Source organism: Pantoea sp. C8B4, assembly GCF_051336905.1.
Taxonomy (GTDB): Bacteria; Pseudomonadota; Gammaproteobacteria; order Enterobacterales; family Enterobacteriaceae; genus Pantoea; species Pantoea rwandensis_B.
Map to the genome: position 1 here is coordinate 1 of NZ_JBGMNK010000012.1, position 19709 is coordinate 19709.

The window sequence follows — 19709 nt, forward strand, 5'->3', positions numbered from 1 at the left end:
GCCGATGGTAGTGTGGGGTCTCCCCATGCGAGAGTAGGGAACTGCCAGGCATCAAACAAGTGAAGAAACCCTGAACGCAAGTTCAGGGTTTTTTTACGTCTGTAACCAGGGGGTAGTCCAGGTTTTTCTTACGTCTGTAGCCAGGAGATTTTACGTCTGAAATTCAGCCAGTCCCGCAAAAATCCTCCCGCTTACTGACCCGTTCTAAGCCAGTTTTCGATAAAATCAGCCACGCTAAGCGGATGATTAATATCAAGAACAGGGTGGTCGATCGCCAGTTTCTCATCGCTGGCCAGCGCAATTACATATCCATCCAGTAAATCAGCCACTTCACCTTTGACACCACGCCGCCAAAGCGCGATTTTGGCTACAGGTTCATCTTTAAAGCCTTCAACCAGCACCAGATCCAGCGCAGAATGATCCATCCGCGCGGTCAGTTCCGTCAAACCCAACGGCTTATCTGGGGTCTCGCACATCAGCGCCCAGCGCTGATCGCTGGCAACAATCACCTGATCGGCACCCGCTTTTCGCAGCAGATAGCTATCTTTTCCCGGCGTATCGATGTCCATTCGATGATGGGTATGTTTAATTAATCCAGTACGGATGCCACGCGCCTTGAGTAGAGGAATCACCTGCTGCAGCAAGGTGGTTTTACCGGTGCCGCTCCACGCGACAATAGCCAGTAATGGCACACCCATCAGTGCTTCTCCTCATCAACCAAATCGTCCGGCGTATTAATATTGCGAAACGCAGATTCAGGATCCGCGAATGTCACCGCATGCCCACCGTGTTCATGTAAGAACTGCATTAAACGCCGCTCACCCCGAAGCAGCCAGGCTTCAAGATCTTCCGCTAATGATCGATTAACCAGCGCCAGGGCAGGATGATCGCGCAGAATTGATCTTACCCAAACCGCAGGCGCATCGCCGCGCTGCTGCCATAAACGTGCAACGAAGTCCTCCGGTAACCAGGGCGTATCACAGGCACAAAAGGCGACCCACTCGGTCTTACTGTGCTGCAAGCCACTTAATATGCCTGCCAACGGACCGGGGTAATCTGGCATCGAATCAGTAACGACCTGACAACCGCTAGCCTGATAACGATCAATGTTACGGTTGGCGCTTATCAACACAATATTGACCTGTGGCATCAAACGCTTCAGAACGTGCTGATAAAGCGGTTTGCCCTGCAACTCCAGCAGCCCTTTATCCTGGCCGCCCATACGACTGCCTTGCCCACCTGCGAGGATCACGCCGGTAAATGCGGTCATTTTCGTCTCCTTGATCAAACTGGACGATACTTGCATAACGGCAGCCTACCACTGCATAGAGGAATCAATGATGAAATATCACCGACTTAATGAATTGTTTGAACTCCTGCAACCGGCCTGGCAAAAGGAGTCAGACCTTAACCTGCTGGCATTTTTACAGAAACTGGCGCAGGAATCAGGCTTCAGTGGCCCATTAAGTGAATTAACCGATGACATATTGATTTACCATCTCAAAATGCGTGACGCCGGCTGCGATGCAGAAATTCCCGGACTGAAAAAGGATTATGAAGTGGACTTCAAAACCGCGCTATTACGTGCACGCGGTGTGATTAAGGATGATGAGTAGTGTTATCCTTGCGCATTCCTTGCAACGGTAACACACAGGCAAAATGATGAGCGAAGCCGCCTTTAATTTCCAGACGCTGGACCCCGATGTCATCCTGGATGCACTTTGGGATGCGGGTCTGCGTGTCGAATCCGGCTTAACCGCCCTCAATAGCTACGAAAACCGTGTCTATCAGTTTAGTGATGACGACAAACGTCGCTATGTGGCTAAGTTCTATCGGCCACAACGCTGGAGTGCGCAACAAATTCTGGAAGAGCATCAGTTCACGCATGATCTGCTGGCCGATGAAGTACCTGTTGCTGCACCACTGGCATTGCAGGACAGTACGCTGAACCACCATGCCGGTTTTATGTTTGCCGTTTTCCCAAGCCTGGGTGGGCGACAGTATGAAACCGATAATGAAGAACAGATGGAGTGGGTGGGCCGATTTCTCGGGCGTATCCATCAAACGGGTCGCCAAAGCCTGTTTCAACAGCGGCCAACTTTCGGCCTGGAAGAGTATGTCTTACAACCTCGCCAGGGGCTGGAGCAAAGCACGCTGGTACCGGCTGCCCTGAAAGATGCGCTGCTGAACGCCGTTGATAAACTTATCGGCACCTTACAGCAGCGCTGGCATGATAAATGGCAGCCGCTCAGGCTGCATGGCGACTGCCATCCAGGTAATATCCTGTGGCGCGATGGACCGATGTTTGTCGATCTTGACGATGCGCGCAACGGGCCTGCAGTGCAGGATCTGTGGATGCTGGTAAACGGCGATCGTCAGGAACAGCTGATCCAGTGGGATATTCTGCTGGAAGCTTATAATGAATTCAGTGACTTTGATTTACATGAATTGTCACTGATTGAGCCTTTACGCGCTATGCGCATGGTTTATTATTTGGCCTGGGTGGTTCGCCGCTGGCAGGACCCGGCTTTTCCGCGCGCCTTTCCCTGGATGACCGATGAGGATTTCTGGCGCCGACAGATTGCACTATTTATCGAGCAGGAGAGGCTGTTACATCAACCCCCGTTGCAGCTTAGCCCGCAATTTTAATGAAGTACTCAGGAGATTTTTTCACGATGAAAAAGATTATGTTTGCGCTGGTAGGTTTAATGCTGGCATTTGGCGCCTCAGCGGCACAGTTTAATGACGGCAAACAATTCGTCACGCTGCCAAAGCCGGTTGCTGGTGAGCCACAGGTACTGGAGTTCTTCTCCTTCTTCTGCCCGCACTGCTACCAGTTCGAACGCGTCTATCACGTGAGTGATGCCGTGAAAAAGAACCTGCCAGCAGACACTAAAGTGACTAAATATCACGTTGATTTCCTCGGCGGAGACTTTGGTCCTGTTGTGACTCAAGCCTGGGCGGTAGCGATGGCGCTGGGCGTGGAAAGCAAAGTCACTGCACCGATTTTCGACGGTATTCAGAAAACCCAAACCATCACCGATGCGGCTAGCCTGAAAGCCACCTTCATCCAGGCGGCGGGTATCTCGTCAGAAGATTATGATGCAGCGTGGAATAGCTTTGCGGTGAAAGCGTTGGTTGCACAGCAGCAGAAAGCGGCGTCCGATCTTAATCTTCAGGGCGTGCCAGCCATCTTCGTGAACGGCAAATATATGGTGAACAACGGCGGTCTGGATACCAGCTCTATGGACAATTTCGTTGCCGATTATGCCAACGTAGTGAAATTCCTGGTTGAGAAGAAGTAATTAAGCGCGAATAAACGCCGGCGATGTCGGCGTTTTACGCCCTTACTGATGACGTAATCATAATATCCCTGTTAACCCTCCGCTTAATATCCACATGGACGATCACCTTTTCAAAAAGGCGCACTTCATCACGGTAAGTTAATAACAAATTGAAAAACAATAACTTTTATCTGTAAAATGATTGCAATAAGCGTAAATAACAATACGTTATGAATTTTACGCACAAAGTTATCCACAGACCGATCCTTGCGATCCACTCCGCGTAACGATGAAAAAGATCCTGACATCCCTGCTCTGATTCAACATTCCTCTCTGGTTGTGGCATCCTTATAGCCCTCATTATCGCAACGAAGAAAATACGAACCTATGGCGCAAATTGCAGAAAATCCCCTGATTCTGGTAGACGGATCCTCTTATCTCTACCGGGCGTATCATGCCTTTCCGCCGCTGACCAACAGTGCAGGCGAGCCCACGGGCGCGATGTACGGTGTACTCAGCATGCTGAAAAGTTTGCTGATGCAGTATCAGCCGAGCCATGTGGCCGTGGTCTTCGATGCGAAAGGTAAAACTTTCCGCGATGAATTATTCGAGCACTACAAATCGCACCGTCCGCCAATGCCCGACGATCTGCGTGCACAGATCGAGCCGCTGCACGAGATGGTCAAAGCGATGGGATTACCGCTGCTGGCGGTAACCGGCGTTGAGGCTGATGATGTGATTGGTACTCTGGCACTGGAAGCAGAAAAGCAGGGACGTGCGGTGCTGATCAGCACTGGCGATAAAGATATGGCGCAGCTGGTCACGCCGGGCATTACGCTGATTAACACCATGACTAATACCGTATTGGGCCCGGAAGAGGTCGAGCAGAAATATGGTGTGCCACCTTCACTGATTATCGATTTCCTCGCCATGATGGGTGACAGCTCGGATAACATTCCGGGTGTGCCTGGCGTAGGTGAGAAGACTGCACAGGCGCTGCTGCAAGGATTAGGCGGTATGCAGTCAATTTATGACAACCTGGATAAAGTGGCGGACCTCTCGTTCCGTGGCGCGAAGACCATGGCAGCGAAGCTGGAGCAGAACCGCGAGGTCGCATTCCTGTCCTATCAGCTGGCGACCATTAAGACTGACGTAGAACTGGAACTGGGTTGCGAGCAACTCACCGTCAACGAGCCGGACGTTGAAAAACTGCAGAATCTCTTCGGCCGCTATGAATTTAAACGTTGGATCAGTGATTTACAGGACGGTACCTGGCTGCAAGGCAAAAAGAGCAATGTGCAGGCACAGAAATCACTGGCTACTGAATCTGCGGTTGAGGCTGTTGAAACAGCCAGCGTGCTGTCATCTGACGGCTACGTCACTATTCTCGATGAGGCAACCTTCGACGAGTGGCTGCAAAAATTGAAAAAAGCAGAACTCTTTGCCTTCGATCTGGAAACCGATTCTCTGGATAGCTGGAGTGCCAACATTGTCGGCCTCTCCTTTGCGGTTGCGCCGGGTGAAGCGGCTTATCTTCCGGTGGCTCATGATTATCTTGATGCGCCAGCCCAACTGGATCGCAATGACGTGTTGAAGCAGCTAAAACCGTTACTGGAAGACGCTAAATCTGCAAAAGTCGGCCAGAACCTCAAATACGATCGTGGCGTGCTGAAGAACTACGATATTGAGCTGAACGGCATTAAATTCGACACCATGCTGGAATCTTATTGCCTGAGCAGCGTCGGCGGTAAACATGATATGGATAGCCTGGCTTCGCGCTGGCTGAACCATAAAACCGTCACCTTCGAAGAGATTGCCGGTAAAGGAAAAAATCAGCTGACCTTCAACCAGATTGCTATTGAGCAGGCCGCTCACTACGCAGCAGAAGACGCAGACGTCACGTTGCAGCTGCATCTTAAAATGTGGCCGAAGCTGGAGCAGGAAGCGGGTCCCAAACAGGTCTTTACTGATATCGAAATGCCGCTGGTGACTGTGATTTCACGCATTGAGCGCAACGGCGTGTTGATCGATCAAAACATTCTGGCCAAACACTCGCAGGAGCTGACCACGCGTCTGGCGGAACTGGAGTTGAAAGCGCATGAGCTGGCAGGTGAGCCGTTTAATCTCTCCTCCACCAAGCAGCTGCAGACCATTCTGTTTGAAAAGCAGGGCATCAAGCCTACCAAGAAAACCCCTGGCGGCGCACCGTCTACCAGCGAAGAAGTGCTGGCTGAACTGGCGCTCGACTATCCGCTGCCCAAAGTGATTCTGGAACATCGTGGCCTGTCTAAGCTGAAGTCGACCTATACCGACAAACTGCCTTTGATGATCAATCCGATGACTGGCCGCGTGCATACCTCCTATCATCAGGCGGTCACGGCTACCGGGCGTCTCTCATCTACCGATCCCAACCTGCAAAACATCCCAGTGCGTAACGATGAAGGTCGTCGTATTCGTCAGGCCTTTATTGCGGGTAAAGATAATCGCATCGTCGCGGCTGACTACTCGCAAATTGAGCTGCGCATCATGGCGCATCTGTCGCAGGATAAAGGCCTGCTGGATGCGTTTGCGCAGGGTGAAGACATTCACCGCGCAACGGCGTCAGAAGTCTTTGGAGTCGCGCTGAGCAAGGTATCAGGTGAGCAACGCCGAAGTGCCAAGGCAATTAACTTTGGCTTGATTTACGGCATGAGCGCCTTCGGTCTGTCGCGCCAGCTCAACATCGGCGCAGGCGAAGCGAAAAAGTATATGGATCTCTATTTTGAGCGTTATCCGGGCGTACTGCGTTACATGGAAGAGACGCGCACTCAGGCGGCAGAGAAGGGTTATGTGGAGACACTGGATGGTCGCCGCCTGTGGTTACCGGATATCAGCTCCAGTAACGCTATTCGTCGTAAGGCAGCAGAGCGCGCGGCGATTAACGCCCCGATGCAGGGCACCGCAGCGGACATTATCAAACGCGCGATGATCGCCGTGGATGGCTGGTTACTGCAACAGCAGGATGATGCCGTGAAAATGATCATGCAGGTACACGATGAACTGGTGTTTGAGATCCATAAGGATGCGGTAGAGAGTGCCAGTGCGACGATCCGTCAGCTGATGGAGGGCAGCATGAAGCTGGATGTTCCACTGCAGGTTGAAGTCGGAACGGGCGATAATTGGGATCAGGCGCACTAAGAAAACATTGTCGGCGGTATATCCATGCCGCTGACATCGTCATAAGAAAAAAGTTTACTTAATCGGTTCAGCAACGATGTAAAGCCGCTTGTTAAATGCGCATTTTGTAACTGCCTATCGGCTAAGCATTTTTTCAGTAATTAAACTACACGCCTTAAGCCAAAGTGTGACGAACCCGGTAAAAAAGATGTGGAATCCTGAAACTTAACAACAAAAAACCCTTTGTTGGTCAGGAAAAATCAGGTAAAGTTCATCGCGTAGGGTACAGAGGTAAGATGTTCTATCTTTCAGACCTTTTACTTCACGTAATCGGATTTGGCTGAATATTTAGCCGCCCCAGTCATTTATGACTGGGGCGTTTTTTATTGGGCTTTTTCTGAAAAGCGGGTCGTAAACCCGCGCTTCACATTACGCAGAAGGGGCTTCTTCATCTTCTTGCGCCGGTTCCAGTTCACTGAACCAGCTATCCAGTTTCTGACGAACAATATCAACGCCGATCTTCTTGAGTGATGAGAACATCTCTACCTGCACATCACCCATAAAGCCTAATGCTGCCTCACGCACCAGTTTGAGCTGCGCTTTACGTGCGCCAGATGCCAGCTTATCTGCTTTGGTTAACAGCACCAGTACAGGGATGCCGCTCTGGACTGCCCACTCAATCATATTCTGGTCGAGATCTTTCAGCGGATGGCGAATATCCATCAGCACCACCAGGCCTTTCAGTGCCTGGCGCTTCTGCAAATATTCAGACAACGCACGCTGCCATTTACGTTTCATCTCTTCCGGGACTTCGGCGTAGCCATAACCGGGTAAGTCGACCAGGGTTTTCCCCTCGACGACCTGAAACAGGTTGATGAGCTGAGTACGACCTGGCGTTTTACTGGTACGCGCAAGGCTTTTCTGGTTGGTGATGGTATTCAGCGCGCTGGATTTGCCTGCGTTAGAGCGTCCGGCAAACGCGACCTCAATGCCCACATCTGCCGGTAAATGGCGAATATCCGGGGCGCTGAGCACGAAGTGGGTCATGTGATAATTCAAAGCAGACAAAGTAAAGCTCCAGCAAAGTGATTCGGTCAATTGGGCTGATTATACCTGTTATGGCGCAAAAGTGCCCGATAGCGTCTTAACGCGCCATTTTGTAAGAGATCGACGATAATTACTGCCAGCCATTACCGATTAATAGAATGTTCACATGTTATATAGTGTAATATTTTCAATAAGATAAATAGATATTGAAAATTAACGCTCTAAATTAAAGACATGTCTCACTTGTTCATTTTACTGATTGGTCTACATTTGGTGTCAGTGCACGGCAGCACCCATCAGGATGATGCGCTCAGGAGTGTCGGGGATGACCAGGAGCATGGCAGGATGTGATTCAGGTATGAGTCGGACAAGGAAAAGGATTACTCGCAGGAGCGATGAGGCGAAGGAGCAACCGGGACGTTGAGAGCTGTAAAGGATTTATACCGTTATTCCTTCAGTAGAAGGTGCGAAATAAGGCGATAGCATAGGCTATCGCCTTTTTTCTTTGTCATCTTTCTGCTAGATTTCGCCGCAATTCTATACTGAAGAAAAATCGCCGAGACCGGACACCATGAAGCAACCTGCACCAGCCCAGCGTGGCAAACCTGCTGCTAAAGCCAAACGCAAATCGCGTGAAGAACTGAACCAGGAAGCACGCGATCGTAAACGCGATAAAAAGCACAGCGGCCATAAAGCGGGCAGCCGTGCGAACCCGGAAACCAAAGGCGCTGGCAAAGGCCAGGGTCAGAAAAATGCCGATCCACGTACCGGCAGTAAAAAACCGGTTGCGCTGGTGGCCGATGGTAAAACCGTACCGGAGAAAAAGCCGGTAGCGAAAGCCAAACCGAAAGCGGAAAAAGTTCGTCTGACGCCGGAAGAAGAGCTGGCGAAGCTGGAAAACGATGAACGTCTGGACACCTTACTGGATCGTCTGGAAAGTGGTGAGACACTCAGCGCTGAAGATCAGGCATGGCTCGATCAGACGCTGGATCGCATTGACGAACTGATGGAAACCCTCGGTATCGCGTTGGATGACGGTGCTGAAGATGAACAAGCCGAAGTCGATATGATGCGCTTGTTAAAAGGCAACTAAGTCATTTTTGATCGGCATGCGCTTTTGCGCATGCCGCGCTAAACAGGTATTCGCTGATGCTTTGGCCTGGATCAATTTTAGCGCTGCTGCTGACATGTTATCTCCTGTGGTTATTGTTTAAACTTCGTCGCCTGTCGCGTCTGAAGTCGCGTTTACGCCGGCGTACGGCTCACCGCTATCTCTCCTCTTCTGCAACGCGACCCTCTCTCAAACGACGTCACCGTAAGGAGTGAGCATGTCATCGCAGCAGATTGAATGGGACCAGCGGCTGATTGAAAAATACAATTACGCGGGACCGCGTTACACCTCATACCCCACTGCGCTGGAGTTCAATGAGAACTTTGGCGAGGCAAGCTTCCAGTCTGCGGTTGAACGCTATCCTCAACGTTCCCTGTCGCTGTATGTCCATATTCCGTTCTGCCATCGCCTTTGCTACTTCTGCGGCTGCAATAAGATTGTGACGCGCCAGCTGCACAAGGCCGATCGCTATCTGGATGTGCTGGAGCAGGAAATCCACCAGCGTGCGCCGCTGTTTGCCGGACGCCGCGTCACGCAGTTGCACTGGGGCGGTGGTACGCCAACCTTTCTCAATCAAGCTCAGGTCAGCCGGCTGGTGGCGCTGCTGCGTGGCCATTTTGACATTGCTGATGATGTTGAGATGTCTATCGAAGTCGATCCACGCGAAATTGAGCTGGAGATGATCGATCATCTGCGTGCTGAAGGTTTCAATCGCCTGAGTATGGGTGTGCAGGACTTTAATAAAGCGGTGCAGGAGCGCGTCAACCGCGTGCAGGATGAAGAGACTATCTTTGGGTTGGTTGAACGAGCACGTGCGCGAGGGTTCCGCTCCGTGAGCCTGGATCTGATTTACGGCCTGCCGCTGCAGACGCCCGAAAGTTTTGCCTTCACCTTACAGCGAGTCATCGCGCTTAATCCCGATCGACTCAGCGTATTCAATTACGCGCACATGCCGACGCTGTTTGCTGCACAACGCAAAATCAAAAATGAAGAGCTACCTGGTGCGGAACAGAAGCTGCAAATCCTGCAGCAAACCATTGGCACCTTGACCGATGCAGGCTATCAGTTCATCGGGATGGACCACTTTGCTAAACCGAATGATGAGCTGGCCATCGCGCAGCGTGCGGGTGAACTGCACCGCAATTTTCAGGGGTACACCACGCAAGGCGAAACCGAGCTGGTGGGATTCGGTGTCTCGGCGATCAGTATGCTGGGAGGCAGTTATGCGCAGAACCAAAAAGAGCTGAAGGCTTACTATGCCAGCGTAGAGCAGAGTGGGAACGCGCTATGGCGTGGTTTGACACTGAGTGACGATGACTGCCTGCGCCGTGATGTCATCAAGACGTTGATCTGCAATTTCTCATTAGATTTTGCGGCAATTGAAGCGCAATGGCCCATCACTTTTGAAGCCTATTTTGCGGAAGATTTAGCGTTACTGGCGCCATTGATGGCGGATGGCTTGCTGGAACAGCGTGGTCGTCGCCTGCAGGTCACAGGAATTGGGCGTTTACTGATTCGCAATATTTGCATGTGCTTTGATCGCTATCTGCGTCAAAAGGCTCGCATGCAGCAGTTCTCGCGGGTGATATAAAAATCAGGGGAGCATCGCGCTCCCCTGGTTCTCACTTATTCCATTCCCAGCTCTTTCAGTTTACGCGTCAGAGTATTACGACCCCAACCCAGTAAACGTGCGGCTTCCTGCTTGTGACCCTGAGTGTGACGCAGAGCGGTGGTGAGCAGTGTGCGCTCCATCTCCGGCTGCGCTTCAGAGAGCAGGTTTTGATGACCGGAACGCAGTGCGCGGTCCGCCCATTGTGCCAGCAGGGTGGCCCAGCTGTCCGGCAGCGACTGCACCGGATTGTCCGGCGTGCTTGACTCAAACAGCTCTGGCGGCAGATCCTGAATCAACACTTCCTGGCCTGCAGCCATCACGGTTAGCCAGCGGCAGGTATTCTCCAGCTGGCGCACGTTACCGGACCAATGCAGACGCGTCAGCGCTGTTTCCGTCTCCGGATGCAGAATCTTCGCTTCAACACCCAACTCACGCGCGGCGACTTGCAGGAAGTAACGCGCCAGACGTGGGATATCCTCGCGACGTTCGCGCAATGGCGGCAGATGCACGCGAATCACGTTCAGACGATGGAATAAATCCTCACGGAACTTGCCTTCCTGCACGCGCAGTTCGAGATTTTGGTGGGTTGCCGCGATAATACGCACATCCACTTTCACCGGTGCATAGCCGCCCACGCGATAGAACTGGCCATCGGCCAACACGCGCAGCAATCGGGTTTGCACGTCGAGCGGCATGTCACCTATTTCATCAAGAAACAGTGTACCCCCATCGGCCTGTTCAAAACGGCCCTGACGGATCTGATTCGCCCCGGTAAAGGCCCCTTTCTCATGCCCGAACAATTCGGATTCGATCAGGTCTTTCGGGATCGCCGCCATATTCAGCGCGATAAACGGTGATTTGGCACGCGGGCTGTGGCGATGCAGTGCATGCGCCACTAACTCTTTACCGGTACCCGATTCACCATTAATCAGCACGCTGATGGAAGATCGCGACAAACGGCCGATGATGCGAAACACATCCTGCATCGCCGGCGCTTCGCCGATGATGTCCGTAGTCGGGCCGCTCACCGGTTGATTACGCGGCTGCTGCTGCTCCTGATAATGGCTGATCGCACGTTCAACCAGCGCGACCGCCTCATCAATATCAAACGGCTTTGGCAGGTAATCGAACGCGCCTTGTTGATAAGCGCTGACGGCGGCATCGAGATCCGAATGCGCCGTCATAATGATGACCGGCAGCATCGGGTGACGCTGTTTAATCTGTTTCAGCAGCGCCAGCCCATCCATGCCCGGCATGCGAATATCCGATAACAATACATCTGGGGTTTTACTTGAGAGTGCATCCAGCACCTCATTGCCGCTGTCAAATGTCGCGCAGCTCAAACCGGCTCCAGTGAGCGCACGTTCAAGCACCCAGCGGATGGAGCTATCGTCATCGACGATCCAGACTATCCCTCGTTGCATAGAAACCTCACTGGCGAATAGGCAGGTAAACCGAGAATTCGGTGTGTCCTGGCCAACTGTTAAATTCTATTTTTCCTGAATGCTGATCGATCAGGCTGCGGGCGATGGAGAGACCTAAACCGGTTCCTCCTTCACGACCACTCACCATCGGATAGAACAGCGTGTCCTGTAGCTGAGCAGGAATCCCAGGGCCATCATCTTCAATATCGATACGCGCCACCAGACGATAACGGGTGCCGTGCAGCGTCAGCTGAAACGCGGTACGGGTACGGATCACGATAGTGCCGCCTTCGTCACCCAGCGCCTGCAGCGCATTACGCACCACGTTGAGCAGCACCTGTTCAATCTGATCGGGATCGTGTGGCAGTTCGGGCAGGCTCGGGTCGTAATCACGCACCAGCGAGACATTGTCCGGCAGCTCCATCGAGACCAGATTCACCACGCGCTCCGCCACCTGATGAATGCTTTGTGTGACGTGCATACCGGGCTGTTGGGGCCCCAGTAAACGATCAACCAGATTACGCAGGCGGTCCGCCTGTTCGATAATAATCCGGGTATATTCATGCAGCGAAGGATCGGGCAGAGCACGCGTTAATAACTGCGCGGCGCCACGTAAACCTCCGAGCGGGTTTTTAATCTCATGCGCCAGTCCGCGCACTAAATCACGTGCGGCGACCTGCTGAGCATGTTGCAGCTGTTCCTGGCTGAGACGGCGTTGATTATCCATCGGCGCCATTTCCAGCAGGATAAGGCCATCGGGTAGACGCTGCGCGGTCAGCGACATAATGTGCGCGCGGCCATCGACCACTAACGTCACTTCGCTGTCGGTAAAGCCCTGGCCTGCTCCAAGACTCTCGCTCATCACCTCAATATTCAGCGAAAAATAGCCGGTTAATTCCGGTAATGGCGTGCCGAACAATTTGCGTGAGCTTTGTGCCAGTAATTGCTGCGCTGCCGGGTTGGCATAATGGATAACCAGATCGTTATCGACCAGCAAAATACTGTTGATTAGAGAGTTAAGAATCTGCCCCGCGTCGGGCAATGTGCCAGTTGCCATACAGCGTTCCTCTGCACTAAATTAGTGCATTATAGCCTTTTGGGACTGAAAACTATCATTCGAACGATGAATTCGCGGTGAAAAAAGCCCATCCGGAGATGGGCTAAAGTTTCCACGGCAACAAAAAAACGTTCAGGTTATTTACGCCGCCAATAAGCGGCGTGAAATGCGCTGAAATTTTTTAAATTAAACGCTGTAGTACAGTTCGAACTCAACTGGGTGCGGAGTCATGCGCACGCGGTCAACTTCTGGCTTACGCAGTTCGATGTACGCGTCGATTGCGTCATCAGTGAACACGCCGCCACGGGTCAGGAACTCGCGGTCTTCGTTCAGTGCGTTCAGTGCTTCTTCCAGAGAGCCTGCAACTTTTGGAATCTCAGCTTCTTCTTCCGGAGGCAGGTCATACAGGTTTTTGTCCATCGCATCGCCAGGGTGGATCTTGTTGATAACACCATCAAGACCCGCCATCAGCAGCGCGGTGAAGGCCAGGTACGGGTTAGCCGCTGGATCCGGGAAGCGTGCTTCGATACGACGTGCTTTCGGGCTCGCAACCACTGGGATACGGATTGAAGCTGAACGGTTACGTGCTGAGTAAGCCAGCATAACCGGTGCTTCGTAACCCGGGACCAGACGCTTGTACGAGTTGGTGGTTGGGTTAGCCAGGGCGTTGATCGCTTTAGCGTGCTTGATGATACCGCCGATGTAGAACAGAGCAGTTTCAGACAGGCCGCCGTACTTGTCGCCAGAGAACAGGTTCACGCCGCCTTTTGACAGGGACATGTGGCAGTGCATACCAGAACCGTTATCGCCGAACATTGGCTTAGGCATGAAGGTTGCTGTTTTGCCGTACGCGTGAGCAACGTTGTGCACCACGTATTTGTAGATCTGAATTTCGTCAGCTTTTTTGGTCATGGTGTTGAAGCGGGTAGCCACTTCGTTCTGACCTGCTGTTGCAACTTCGTGGTGGTGAGCTTCAACCACCAGACCCATCTGCTCCATGGTCAGACACATAGCAGAACGGATGTCCTGAGCTGAGTCGACCGGTGGAACCGGGAAGTAACCGCCTTTCAGACCTGGACGGTGACCTTTGTTTCCGCCTTCGTATTCTTTACCGGTGTTCCATGCGGCTTCGATATCATCGATAGCGACGTGTGAACCTGAAGTAGAAGAACCGAAACGGATGTCATCGAACAGGAAGAACTCTGGCTCAGGTCCAAACAGCACGGTATCCGCGATGCCTGAAGAACGCAGGAACTCTTCTGCACGTTTAGCAATGGAGCGTGGGTCACGGTCGTAGCCCTGCAGCGTGCCTGGCTCGAGGATGTCACAACGGATGATCAGCGTTGGATCTTCGAAGAACGGGTCCATAACCGCAGTGGTCGCATCCGGCATCAGCACCATGTCTGATTCGTTAATGCCTTTCCAGCCACCGATGGATGAGCCATCGAACATTTTGCCTTCTTCGAAGAAGTCAGCGTTAACCTGGTGAGCAGGGATAGTAACGTGCTGTTCTTTACCTTTGGTATCGGTAAAACGCAGGTCAACAAACTTAACTTCGTGCTCGTTCATCATCGAGAGGACGTGTTCAGCGGACATACTTAAACTCTCCTGGAAATGGTCATAATCGTCATGGTGAGAGAACTTCGTTGCCTGGAATGTGTCACGCTTACTGACCACCCCTAACCAAGATCTCGGCAAGCTCTTTTCAACCGTTGTATAACTGTCGTTTTCGCTTGAAAGTTATAAAGCGAATTCTGTGCCAACTTTATTACAATGGTAAAAATGGCGCTGTGACGCGCTCTTTCGTGAGTCGGTCACTGCACCAGTATGGATGGTGCGCACTAATTTGGTGCCTCATAGATCAATTATCGCCCCAAAAAGGTGCAAAACCCCATCGCAGTGCAGATTAATGCACCGTTATTGGTGCTAAAAAACAGCACTAAGATAAACTTTAAGGGAATACTGTGATCATGTTCAGTCTTTCGCTTAATCCGTGTACAATACCGCGTTATTTCTATAATGCCTGAGGCAAAGCTGTGATCGAAAATTTGCGTAACATCGCCATCATCGCGCACGTTGACCATGGTAAGACCACCCTGGTTGACAAGCTGTTACAACAGTCCGGTACTTTTGATGCTCGTACCGAAGCGACTGAGCGCGTAATGGACTCCAACGATTTGGAGAAAGAGCGTGGGATTACCATCCTCGCAAAAAACACCGCCATCAAATGGAACGACTACCGTATCAACATCGTTGATACCCCAGGACACGCCGACTTCGGTGGTGAAGTGGAACGTGTTATGTCCATGGTGGACTCGGTGCTGCTGGTTGTAGATGCGATGGATGGCCCTATGCCGCAAACCCGCTTCGTAACCAAAAAAGCCTTTGCTCATGGTTTGAAGCCGATTGTAGTCATCAACAAAGTTGACCGTCCTGGCGCGCGTCCTGATTGGGTTGTTGATCAGGTGTTTGACCTGTTCGTTAACCTCGACGCGACTGACGAGCAGCTGGACTTCCCTATCATTTATGCGTCAGCGCTGAATGGTATCGCCGGTCTGGATCACAACGACATGGCAGACGACATGACCCCGCTGTACCAGGCGATTGTGGATCGTGTTTCTCCACCACAGGTTGAAGTTGAAGCCCCACTGCAGATGCAGATCTCGCAGCTGGACTACAACAACTACCTGGGCGTTATCGGCATTGGCCGCATCAAGCGCGGTAAAATCAAGCCGAACCAGCAGGTCACTATCATTGATAGCGCAGGCAAAACCCGTAACGGTAAAGTCGGTAAAGTACTGGGCCACCTCGGTCTGGAACGTATTGAAAGCACCGAAGCAGAAGCTGGCGATATCATCGCGGTAACTGGCCTGGGCGAGCTGAACATCTCTGACACCATCTGCGACACGCAGAATGTGGAAGCGCTGCCAGCCCTGAGCGTCGATGAGCCAACCGTAACCATGTTCTTTAACGTCAACACCTCACCTTTCTGCGGTAAAGAAGGTAAGTTCGTGACCTCGCGCCAGATCCTGGAGCGTCTGAATAAAGAACTGGTTCACAACGTTGCTCTGCGCGTTGACGAAACCGAAGACTCGGATGCATTCCGCGTTTCTGGTCGTGGTGAGCTGCACCTGTCTGTTCTGATCGAAAACATGCGTCGTGAAGGTTTCGAACTGGCGGTATCCCGTCCGAAAGTTATCTTCCGTGAACATGAAGGCCGCAAGCAGGAGCCATTCGAGAACGTAACCCTCGACATCGAAGAAACCCACCAGGGTTCTGTGATGCAGGCAATGGGTGAGCGTAAAGGCGATCTGAAGAACATGGACCCAGATGGCAAAGGCCGTGTGCGTCTTGACTACAGCATCCCAAGCCGTGGTTTGATTGGCTTCCGTAACGAATTCATGACCATGACTTCAGGTACCGGTCTGCTGTACTCCACCTTCAGCCACTACGACGATGTTCGTCCAGGCGAAGTGGGCCAGCGTCAGAACGGTGTACTGATCTCTAACGGCCAGGGTAAAGCAGTCGCATTCGCACTGTTCAGCCTGCAGGATCGCGGTAAGCTGTTCCTGGGTCACGGTGCTGAGGTTTATGAAGGCCAGATCATCGGTATTCACAGCCGTTCAAACGACCTGACTGTAAACTGCCTGACCGGTAAAAAACTGACTAACATGCGTGCGTCAGGTACCGATGAAGCAACCACTCTGGTTCCGCCTCAGAAGATGACTCTGGAACAGGCTATCGAGTTCATCGATGATGACGAACTGGTAGAAGTGACTCCGCAGTCAGTCCGTATTCGTAAACGTCACCTGACCGAGAACGACCGTAAGCGTGCGTCTCGCGGCGGTAAAGAGTAAGCGAAACAGTCTGATATTTAAGCCCCGCATCGCGGGGCTTTTTTGTGCCTGCAACCCGCTGCAACGCTCGCTTTGTGAAAGTTGTCCCCGATTCCAGAACGCTTATTTCCTCCTCATCGTACCTGTTCAGTAATGCTTTTTGCCGCTAGAGTGAATGATCCAGGGAATAGAAGGAGAGGCGTCATGCTGTACATCTTTGATTTAGGCAATGTGATTGTTGATATCGATTTTAATCGCGTGCTCGGCGTCTGGAGTGACCTGGGACGTGTGCCGCTGGCGACATTACAAAGTCGCTTCCAGATGGATGAAGCATTCGAGAAACACGAACGTGGTGAGATCAGCGATCCCGAGTTTGCGGCACGTATCTGTGATCAACTGGATATCGCCTTGAGCTATCCGCAATTCACCGCGGGCTGGCAGGCGGTGTTTGTCGGTGTGCGTCCGGAAACGCTGGCGATCATGAACACACTGCGCGCTAATGGCGAGCGTGTGGTGATCCTGTCCAACACCAATCAGTTGCACTTTGAGTTCTGGCCAACGCAATATCCGGAAGTGCAACAGGCAGCCGATCATGTCTATATGTCGCAAGATATAGGCATGCGCAAGCCAGAGGCGCGTATCTATCAATATGTGCTTGAGCACGAAGGCTATACCGCCGATCAGGCGGTGTTCTTTGATGATAATCGCGCCAACATTGATGCGGCCCGCGCTCTGGGGATTGAGAGCGTGCTGGTGGAAGACGCGAAAACTGTGCCGGACTGGTTCGCGAGCCGTCGCTGAGTGGTAACACGTAACCATTTGCGCCATTCGGCGCACGCGTTTTTCCTGTGGGTCAAACTGCTGTGGCGCCGCGTTGATGAAGACAACATGACGACGCAGGCCGGGAATCTGGCCTACGTCTCATTGCTGGCTTTGGTGCCGCTGATCGCCGTGGTGTTTGCGCTTTTTGCCGCTTTCCCGATGTTTTCGGAGATCAGCGTCCAGCTTAAACACTTCATCTTCAGCAATTTTATGCCGGCAGCCGGTGACGTTATCCAGCGCTACCTCGATCAGTTTGTGGCCAACGTCAATAAAATGACAGCGGTGGGGATTGTCGGATTGATCGTGACCGCGCTGTTGCTAATGCACTCGGTGGACAGCGCACTCAATGCGATTTGGCGCAGTACTAAACCACGGCCAATGGTTTACTCCTTTGCTGTCTACTGGATGATCCTGACGCTGGGCCCGATACTGGCCGGTGCCAGTCTGGCCATCAGCTCTTACTTGTTATCGCTGCGCTGGGTCAATGTCACTGGCGTGACCAGCCTTATCGATCAGGTATTACGAATCTTCCCTCTGGTGCTCGCTATCCTCGCGTTCTGGTTGCTCTACAGCATCGTCCCGACGCGCCGTGTGCCAACGCGTGATGCACTGGTCGGTGCGATTGTCGCCGGGCTGCTGTTTGAGCTGGGCAAAAAAGGGTTTGCGCTCTATGTTACGATGTTCCCTTCGTATCAATTAATTTACGGCGTACTGGCAGTCATCCCGATTCTGTTTTTATGGGTTTACTGGACCTGGTGTATTGTGTTGTTAGGCGCGGAAATCACCGTCACCCTGGATGACTATCGCCAGCTAAAACAGCAGGAACGCGAAAAAGAACGAGAGGAAACATGATTGCTTTGATTCAGCGCGTCAGCCGCGCCAGCGTCGTGGTGGATGACGCGACGGTGGGTGAGATTGGCGCCGGTTTGCTGGTGTTGTTAGGGGTGGAGAAGGGCGATGACGAACAAAAGGCCCAGCGGTTGTCTGAACGTGTGCTGGGTTATCGCATCTTCGGTGATGAGAACGACAAAATGAACCTGAACGTACAGCAGGCCGGTGGCAGCGTGCTGGTGGTTTCGCAATTCACTCTTGCCGCCGACACCAACAAAGGCATGCGTCCCTCATTCTCAGGTGGTGCCGAACCGGCGGAAGCCGAACGTCTCTATTACCATTTCAGCGAGTGTTGCCGGGCACAGGGTGTGACCACGGCGAACGGTCGTTTTGCTGCCAACATGCAGGTTTCACTGGTGAATGATGGTCCAGTGACCTTCTGGTTGCAGGTGTGAGGTTTTCAGCCGAGCGGCCAGGGATCAGCCACGCAAGCTCCGAACGAGAGAATCACTTTATGTATCATCTTCGTGTGCCGCAAACGGCGGAAGAACTGGATACTTATTATCAGTTCCGCTGGGAAATGTTACGTAAGCCGCTGCGTCAGCCGCAGGGCTCTGAGCGTGATGCCTGGGATGCGCTGGCGCATCATCAGATGGTGGTCGATGAGCAGGGCGATCCTGTTGCGGTTGGCCGTCTCTATATCAATGCGGAAAACGAAGCGGCCATCCGCTTCCTGGCCGTACACCCTTCGGTGCAGGGCAAAGGATTAGGGACGCTGGTGGCGATGACGCTGGAATCCGTTGCGCGTCAGGAGGGGGCGAAGCGTGTGACCTGTAGCGCGCGTGAAGACGCCGTGGAGTTCTTCGCCAAGCTGGGCTATGTCAATCAGGGTGAAATCACCGCGCCACAAACCACGCCGGTGCGGCATTTCCTGATGATCAAACCGGTGGTGACACTGGATGATATCCTGCACCGCGCTGACTGGTGTGGTCAGTTGCAGCAGGCCTGGTACGAGCATATTCCGCTCAGTGAGAAAATGGGCGTGCGCATTCTGCAATATACCGGGCAGAAGTTCGTTACTACCATGCCAGAAACCGGCAACCAGAACCCGCACCACACGTTATTCGCTGGCAGCTTGTTCTCACTGGCTACGCTCACAGGCTGGGGGCTGATTTGGCTATTACTGCGTGAGCGGCATCTCGGCGGCACTATCATCCTTGCCGATGCTCATATTCGTTACAGTAAACCGATCAGCGGGCGTCCTGGCGCGATTGCCGATCTCGGTTCACTGAGTGGCGACCTTGACCGTCTGGCGCGTGGTCGTAAAGCGCGCGTTCAGATGGAAGTGGAACTGTTTGGTGATGATGAGCTGGGTGCGGTGTTTGAAGGGGTATATATCGTACTGCCAGCCGATGCAGATGGTGCATTAGAAGAGGGTGGCTCGGGTGCACGCATTAATTAATGCGTGCAGATTACGTTGTAGCCATCTTCAAGCTCAATCGGTAGCAGCGCGAAGAATGGCGCATCGG

Annotated in this window: 17 protein-coding genes; 11 read left to right on the plus strand and 6 right to left on the minus strand. The window is 52.5% G+C overall.

Annotation, left to right across the window (positions count from 1 at the left end):
• Positions 1-191: 191 nt before the first annotated feature.
• On the minus strand, positions 192-698 hold the full coding sequence (mobB, locus tag ACCW76_RS15175; protein WP_436339034.1) for a molybdopterin-guanine dinucleotide biosynthesis protein MobB: 507 nt from the start codon (positions 696-698) through the stop codon (positions 192-194).
• Positions 698-1270, minus strand: coding sequence for a molybdenum cofactor guanylyltransferase MobA (gene mobA / locus ACCW76_RS15180; RefSeq protein ID WP_436339036.1), 573 nt, complete (start codon positions 1268-1270; stop codon positions 698-700). Before mobA ends, mobB begins: the two co-directional genes overlap by 1 nt.
• 70 nt (positions 1271-1340) lie before the next feature.
• On the opposite strand from mobA, the gene ACCW76_RS15185 reads away from it, so the two are divergent.
• From ACCW76_RS15185 to polA, 4 genes are all read left to right on the plus strand, one after another.
• Positions 1341-1616 carry a YihD family protein gene (locus ACCW76_RS15185; RefSeq protein WP_038643998.1) on the plus strand — a complete coding sequence of 92 codons (276 nt, stop codon included), beginning with the start codon at positions 1341-1343 and terminating at the stop codon, positions 1614-1616.
• Between the two features lie 46 nt (positions 1617-1662).
• Positions 1663-2649 (plus strand): serine/threonine protein kinase, encoded by a 987-nt coding sequence (locus ACCW76_RS15190; protein ID WP_436339098.1) that lies wholly within the window; start codon positions 1663-1665, stop codon positions 2647-2649.
• Between the two features lie 26 nt (positions 2650-2675).
• On the plus strand, positions 2676-3305 hold the full coding sequence (gene dsbA / locus ACCW76_RS15195; protein ID WP_038644001.1) for a thiol:disulfide interchange protein DsbA: 630 nt from the start codon (positions 2676-2678) through the stop codon (positions 3303-3305).
• Positions 3306-3671: 366 nt separating this feature from the next.
• Entirely contained in the window at positions 3672-6461 is a 2790-nt protein-coding gene (gene polA / locus ACCW76_RS15200; RefSeq protein WP_436339038.1) for a DNA polymerase I, read from the plus strand.
• A 408-nt stretch (positions 6462-6869) separates the two neighbouring features.
• Here polA and yihA read toward each other — a convergent pair whose 3' ends face one another.
• A complete protein-coding gene (gene yihA / locus ACCW76_RS15205) occupies positions 6870-7508 on the minus strand; it encodes a ribosome biogenesis GTP-binding protein YihA/YsxC (RefSeq protein ID WP_045815739.1) in 639 nt (212 codons plus the stop codon).
• A 550-nt stretch (positions 7509-8058) separates the two neighbouring features.
• Between yihA and yihI the strand changes: the two genes are divergently transcribed.
• Together yihI and hemN are read left to right on the plus strand one after the other, a co-directional pair.
• Complete coding sequence (yihI, locus tag ACCW76_RS15210; RefSeq protein WP_045815738.1) at positions 8059-8580, plus strand: Der GTPase-activating protein YihI; 522 nt, start codon at positions 8059-8061, stop codon at positions 8578-8580.
• 235 nt (positions 8581-8815) lie between these two features.
• Positions 8816-10189 carry an oxygen-independent coproporphyrinogen III oxidase gene (hemN, locus tag ACCW76_RS15215; protein ID WP_436339040.1) on the plus strand — a complete coding sequence of 458 codons (1374 nt, stop codon included), beginning with the start codon at positions 8816-8818 and terminating at the stop codon, positions 10187-10189.
• Positions 10190-10224: 35 nt separating this feature from the next.
• Here the strand turns inward: hemN and glnG are convergent, their stop codons facing one another.
• The 3 genes from glnG to glnA all read right to left on the minus strand — a co-directional run bounded on the left by glnG (position 10225) and on the right by glnA (position 14287).
• A complete protein-coding gene (gene glnG / locus ACCW76_RS15220; protein ID WP_034823905.1) occupies positions 10225-11634 on the minus strand; it encodes a nitrogen regulation protein NR(I) in 1410 nt (469 codons plus the stop codon).
• A 7-nt stretch (positions 11635-11641) separates the two neighbouring features.
• Complete coding sequence (gene glnL / locus ACCW76_RS15225; RefSeq protein ID WP_034823903.1) at positions 11642-12691, minus strand: nitrogen regulation protein NR(II); 1050 nt, start codon at positions 12689-12691, stop codon at positions 11642-11644.
• Positions 12692-12877: 186 nt separating this feature from the next.
• Positions 12878-14287, minus strand: a complete 1410-nt coding sequence (gene glnA, locus ACCW76_RS15230; protein WP_034823901.1) for a glutamate--ammonia ligase — start codon at positions 14285-14287, stop codon at positions 12878-12880.
• A 440-nt stretch (positions 14288-14727) separates the two neighbouring features.
• On the opposite strand from glnA, the gene typA reads away from it, so the two are divergent.
• From typA to fabY, 5 genes are all read left to right on the plus strand, one after another.
• Positions 14728-16548: a ribosome-dependent GTPase TypA gene (gene typA, locus ACCW76_RS15235; protein ID WP_436339043.1), complete on the plus strand. Its 1821-nt coding sequence runs from the start codon at positions 14728-14730 to the stop codon at positions 16546-16548.
• A 183-nt stretch (positions 16549-16731) separates the two neighbouring features.
• Complete coding sequence (yihX, locus tag ACCW76_RS15240) at positions 16732-17328, plus strand: glucose-1-phosphatase (RefSeq protein WP_038644008.1); 597 nt, start codon at positions 16732-16734, stop codon at positions 17326-17328.
• A complete protein-coding gene (locus tag ACCW76_RS15245; RefSeq protein ID WP_045815735.1) occupies positions 17329-18201 on the plus strand; it encodes a virulence factor BrkB family protein in 873 nt (290 codons plus the stop codon).
• Entirely contained in the window at positions 18198-18635 is a 438-nt protein-coding gene (dtd, locus tag ACCW76_RS15250; protein ID WP_038644012.1) for a D-aminoacyl-tRNA deacylase, read from the plus strand. The genes ACCW76_RS15245 and dtd overlap by 4 nt, the downstream gene beginning before the upstream one ends.
• A gap of 59 nt (positions 18636-18694) precedes the next feature.
• Entirely contained in the window at positions 18695-19642 is a 948-nt protein-coding gene (gene fabY / locus ACCW76_RS15255; protein ID WP_038644013.1) for a fatty acid biosynthesis protein FabY, read from the plus strand.
• Positions 19643-19709 lie beyond the last annotated feature (67 nt).

Bases quoted from the DNA above. Each gene is read 5' to 3' on its own strand.
- yihX (WP_038644008.1), top strand. From the start codon at position 16,732: ATGCTGTACATCTTTGATTTAGGCAATGTGATTGTTGATATCGATTTT.
- ACCW76_RS15185 (WP_038643998.1), top strand. From the start codon at position 1,341: ATGAAATATCACCGACTTAATGAATTGTTTGAACTCCTGCAACCGGCC.
- dtd (WP_038644012.1), top strand. From the start codon at position 18,198: ATGATTGCTTTGATTCAGCGCGTCAGCCGCGCCAGCGTCGTGGTGGAT.
- mobB (WP_436339034.1), bottom strand. From the start codon at position 698: ATGGGTGTGCCATTACTGGCTATTGTCGCGTGGAGCGGCACCGGTAAA.
- ACCW76_RS15190 (WP_436339098.1), top strand. From the start codon at position 1,663: ATGAGCGAAGCCGCCTTTAATTTCCAGACGCTGGACCCCGATGTCATC.
- fabY (WP_038644013.1), top strand. From the start codon at position 18,695: ATGTATCATCTTCGTGTGCCGCAAACGGCGGAAGAACTGGATACTTAT.
- polA (WP_436339038.1), top strand. From the start codon at position 3,672: ATGGCGCAAATTGCAGAAAATCCCCTGATTCTGGTAGACGGATCCTCT.
- yihI (WP_045815738.1), top strand. From the start codon at position 8,059: ATGAAGCAACCTGCACCAGCCCAGCGTGGCAAACCTGCTGCTAAAGCC.
- glnL (WP_034823903.1), bottom strand. From the start codon at position 12,691: ATGGCAACTGGCACATTGCCCGACGCGGGGCAGATTCTTAACTCTCTA.
- dsbA (WP_038644001.1), top strand. From the start codon at position 2,676: ATGAAAAAGATTATGTTTGCGCTGGTAGGTTTAATGCTGGCATTTGGC.
- mobA (WP_436339036.1), bottom strand. From the start codon at position 1,270: ATGACCGCATTTACCGGCGTGATCCTCGCAGGTGGGCAAGGCAGTCGT.
- glnG (WP_034823905.1), bottom strand. From the start codon at position 11,634: ATGCAACGAGGGATAGTCTGGATCGTCGATGACGATAGCTCCATCCGC.
- hemN (WP_436339040.1), top strand. From the start codon at position 8,816: ATGTCATCGCAGCAGATTGAATGGGACCAGCGGCTGATTGAAAAATAC.
- glnA (WP_034823901.1), bottom strand. From the start codon at position 14,287: ATGTCCGCTGAACACGTCCTCTCGATGATGAACGAGCACGAAGTTAAG.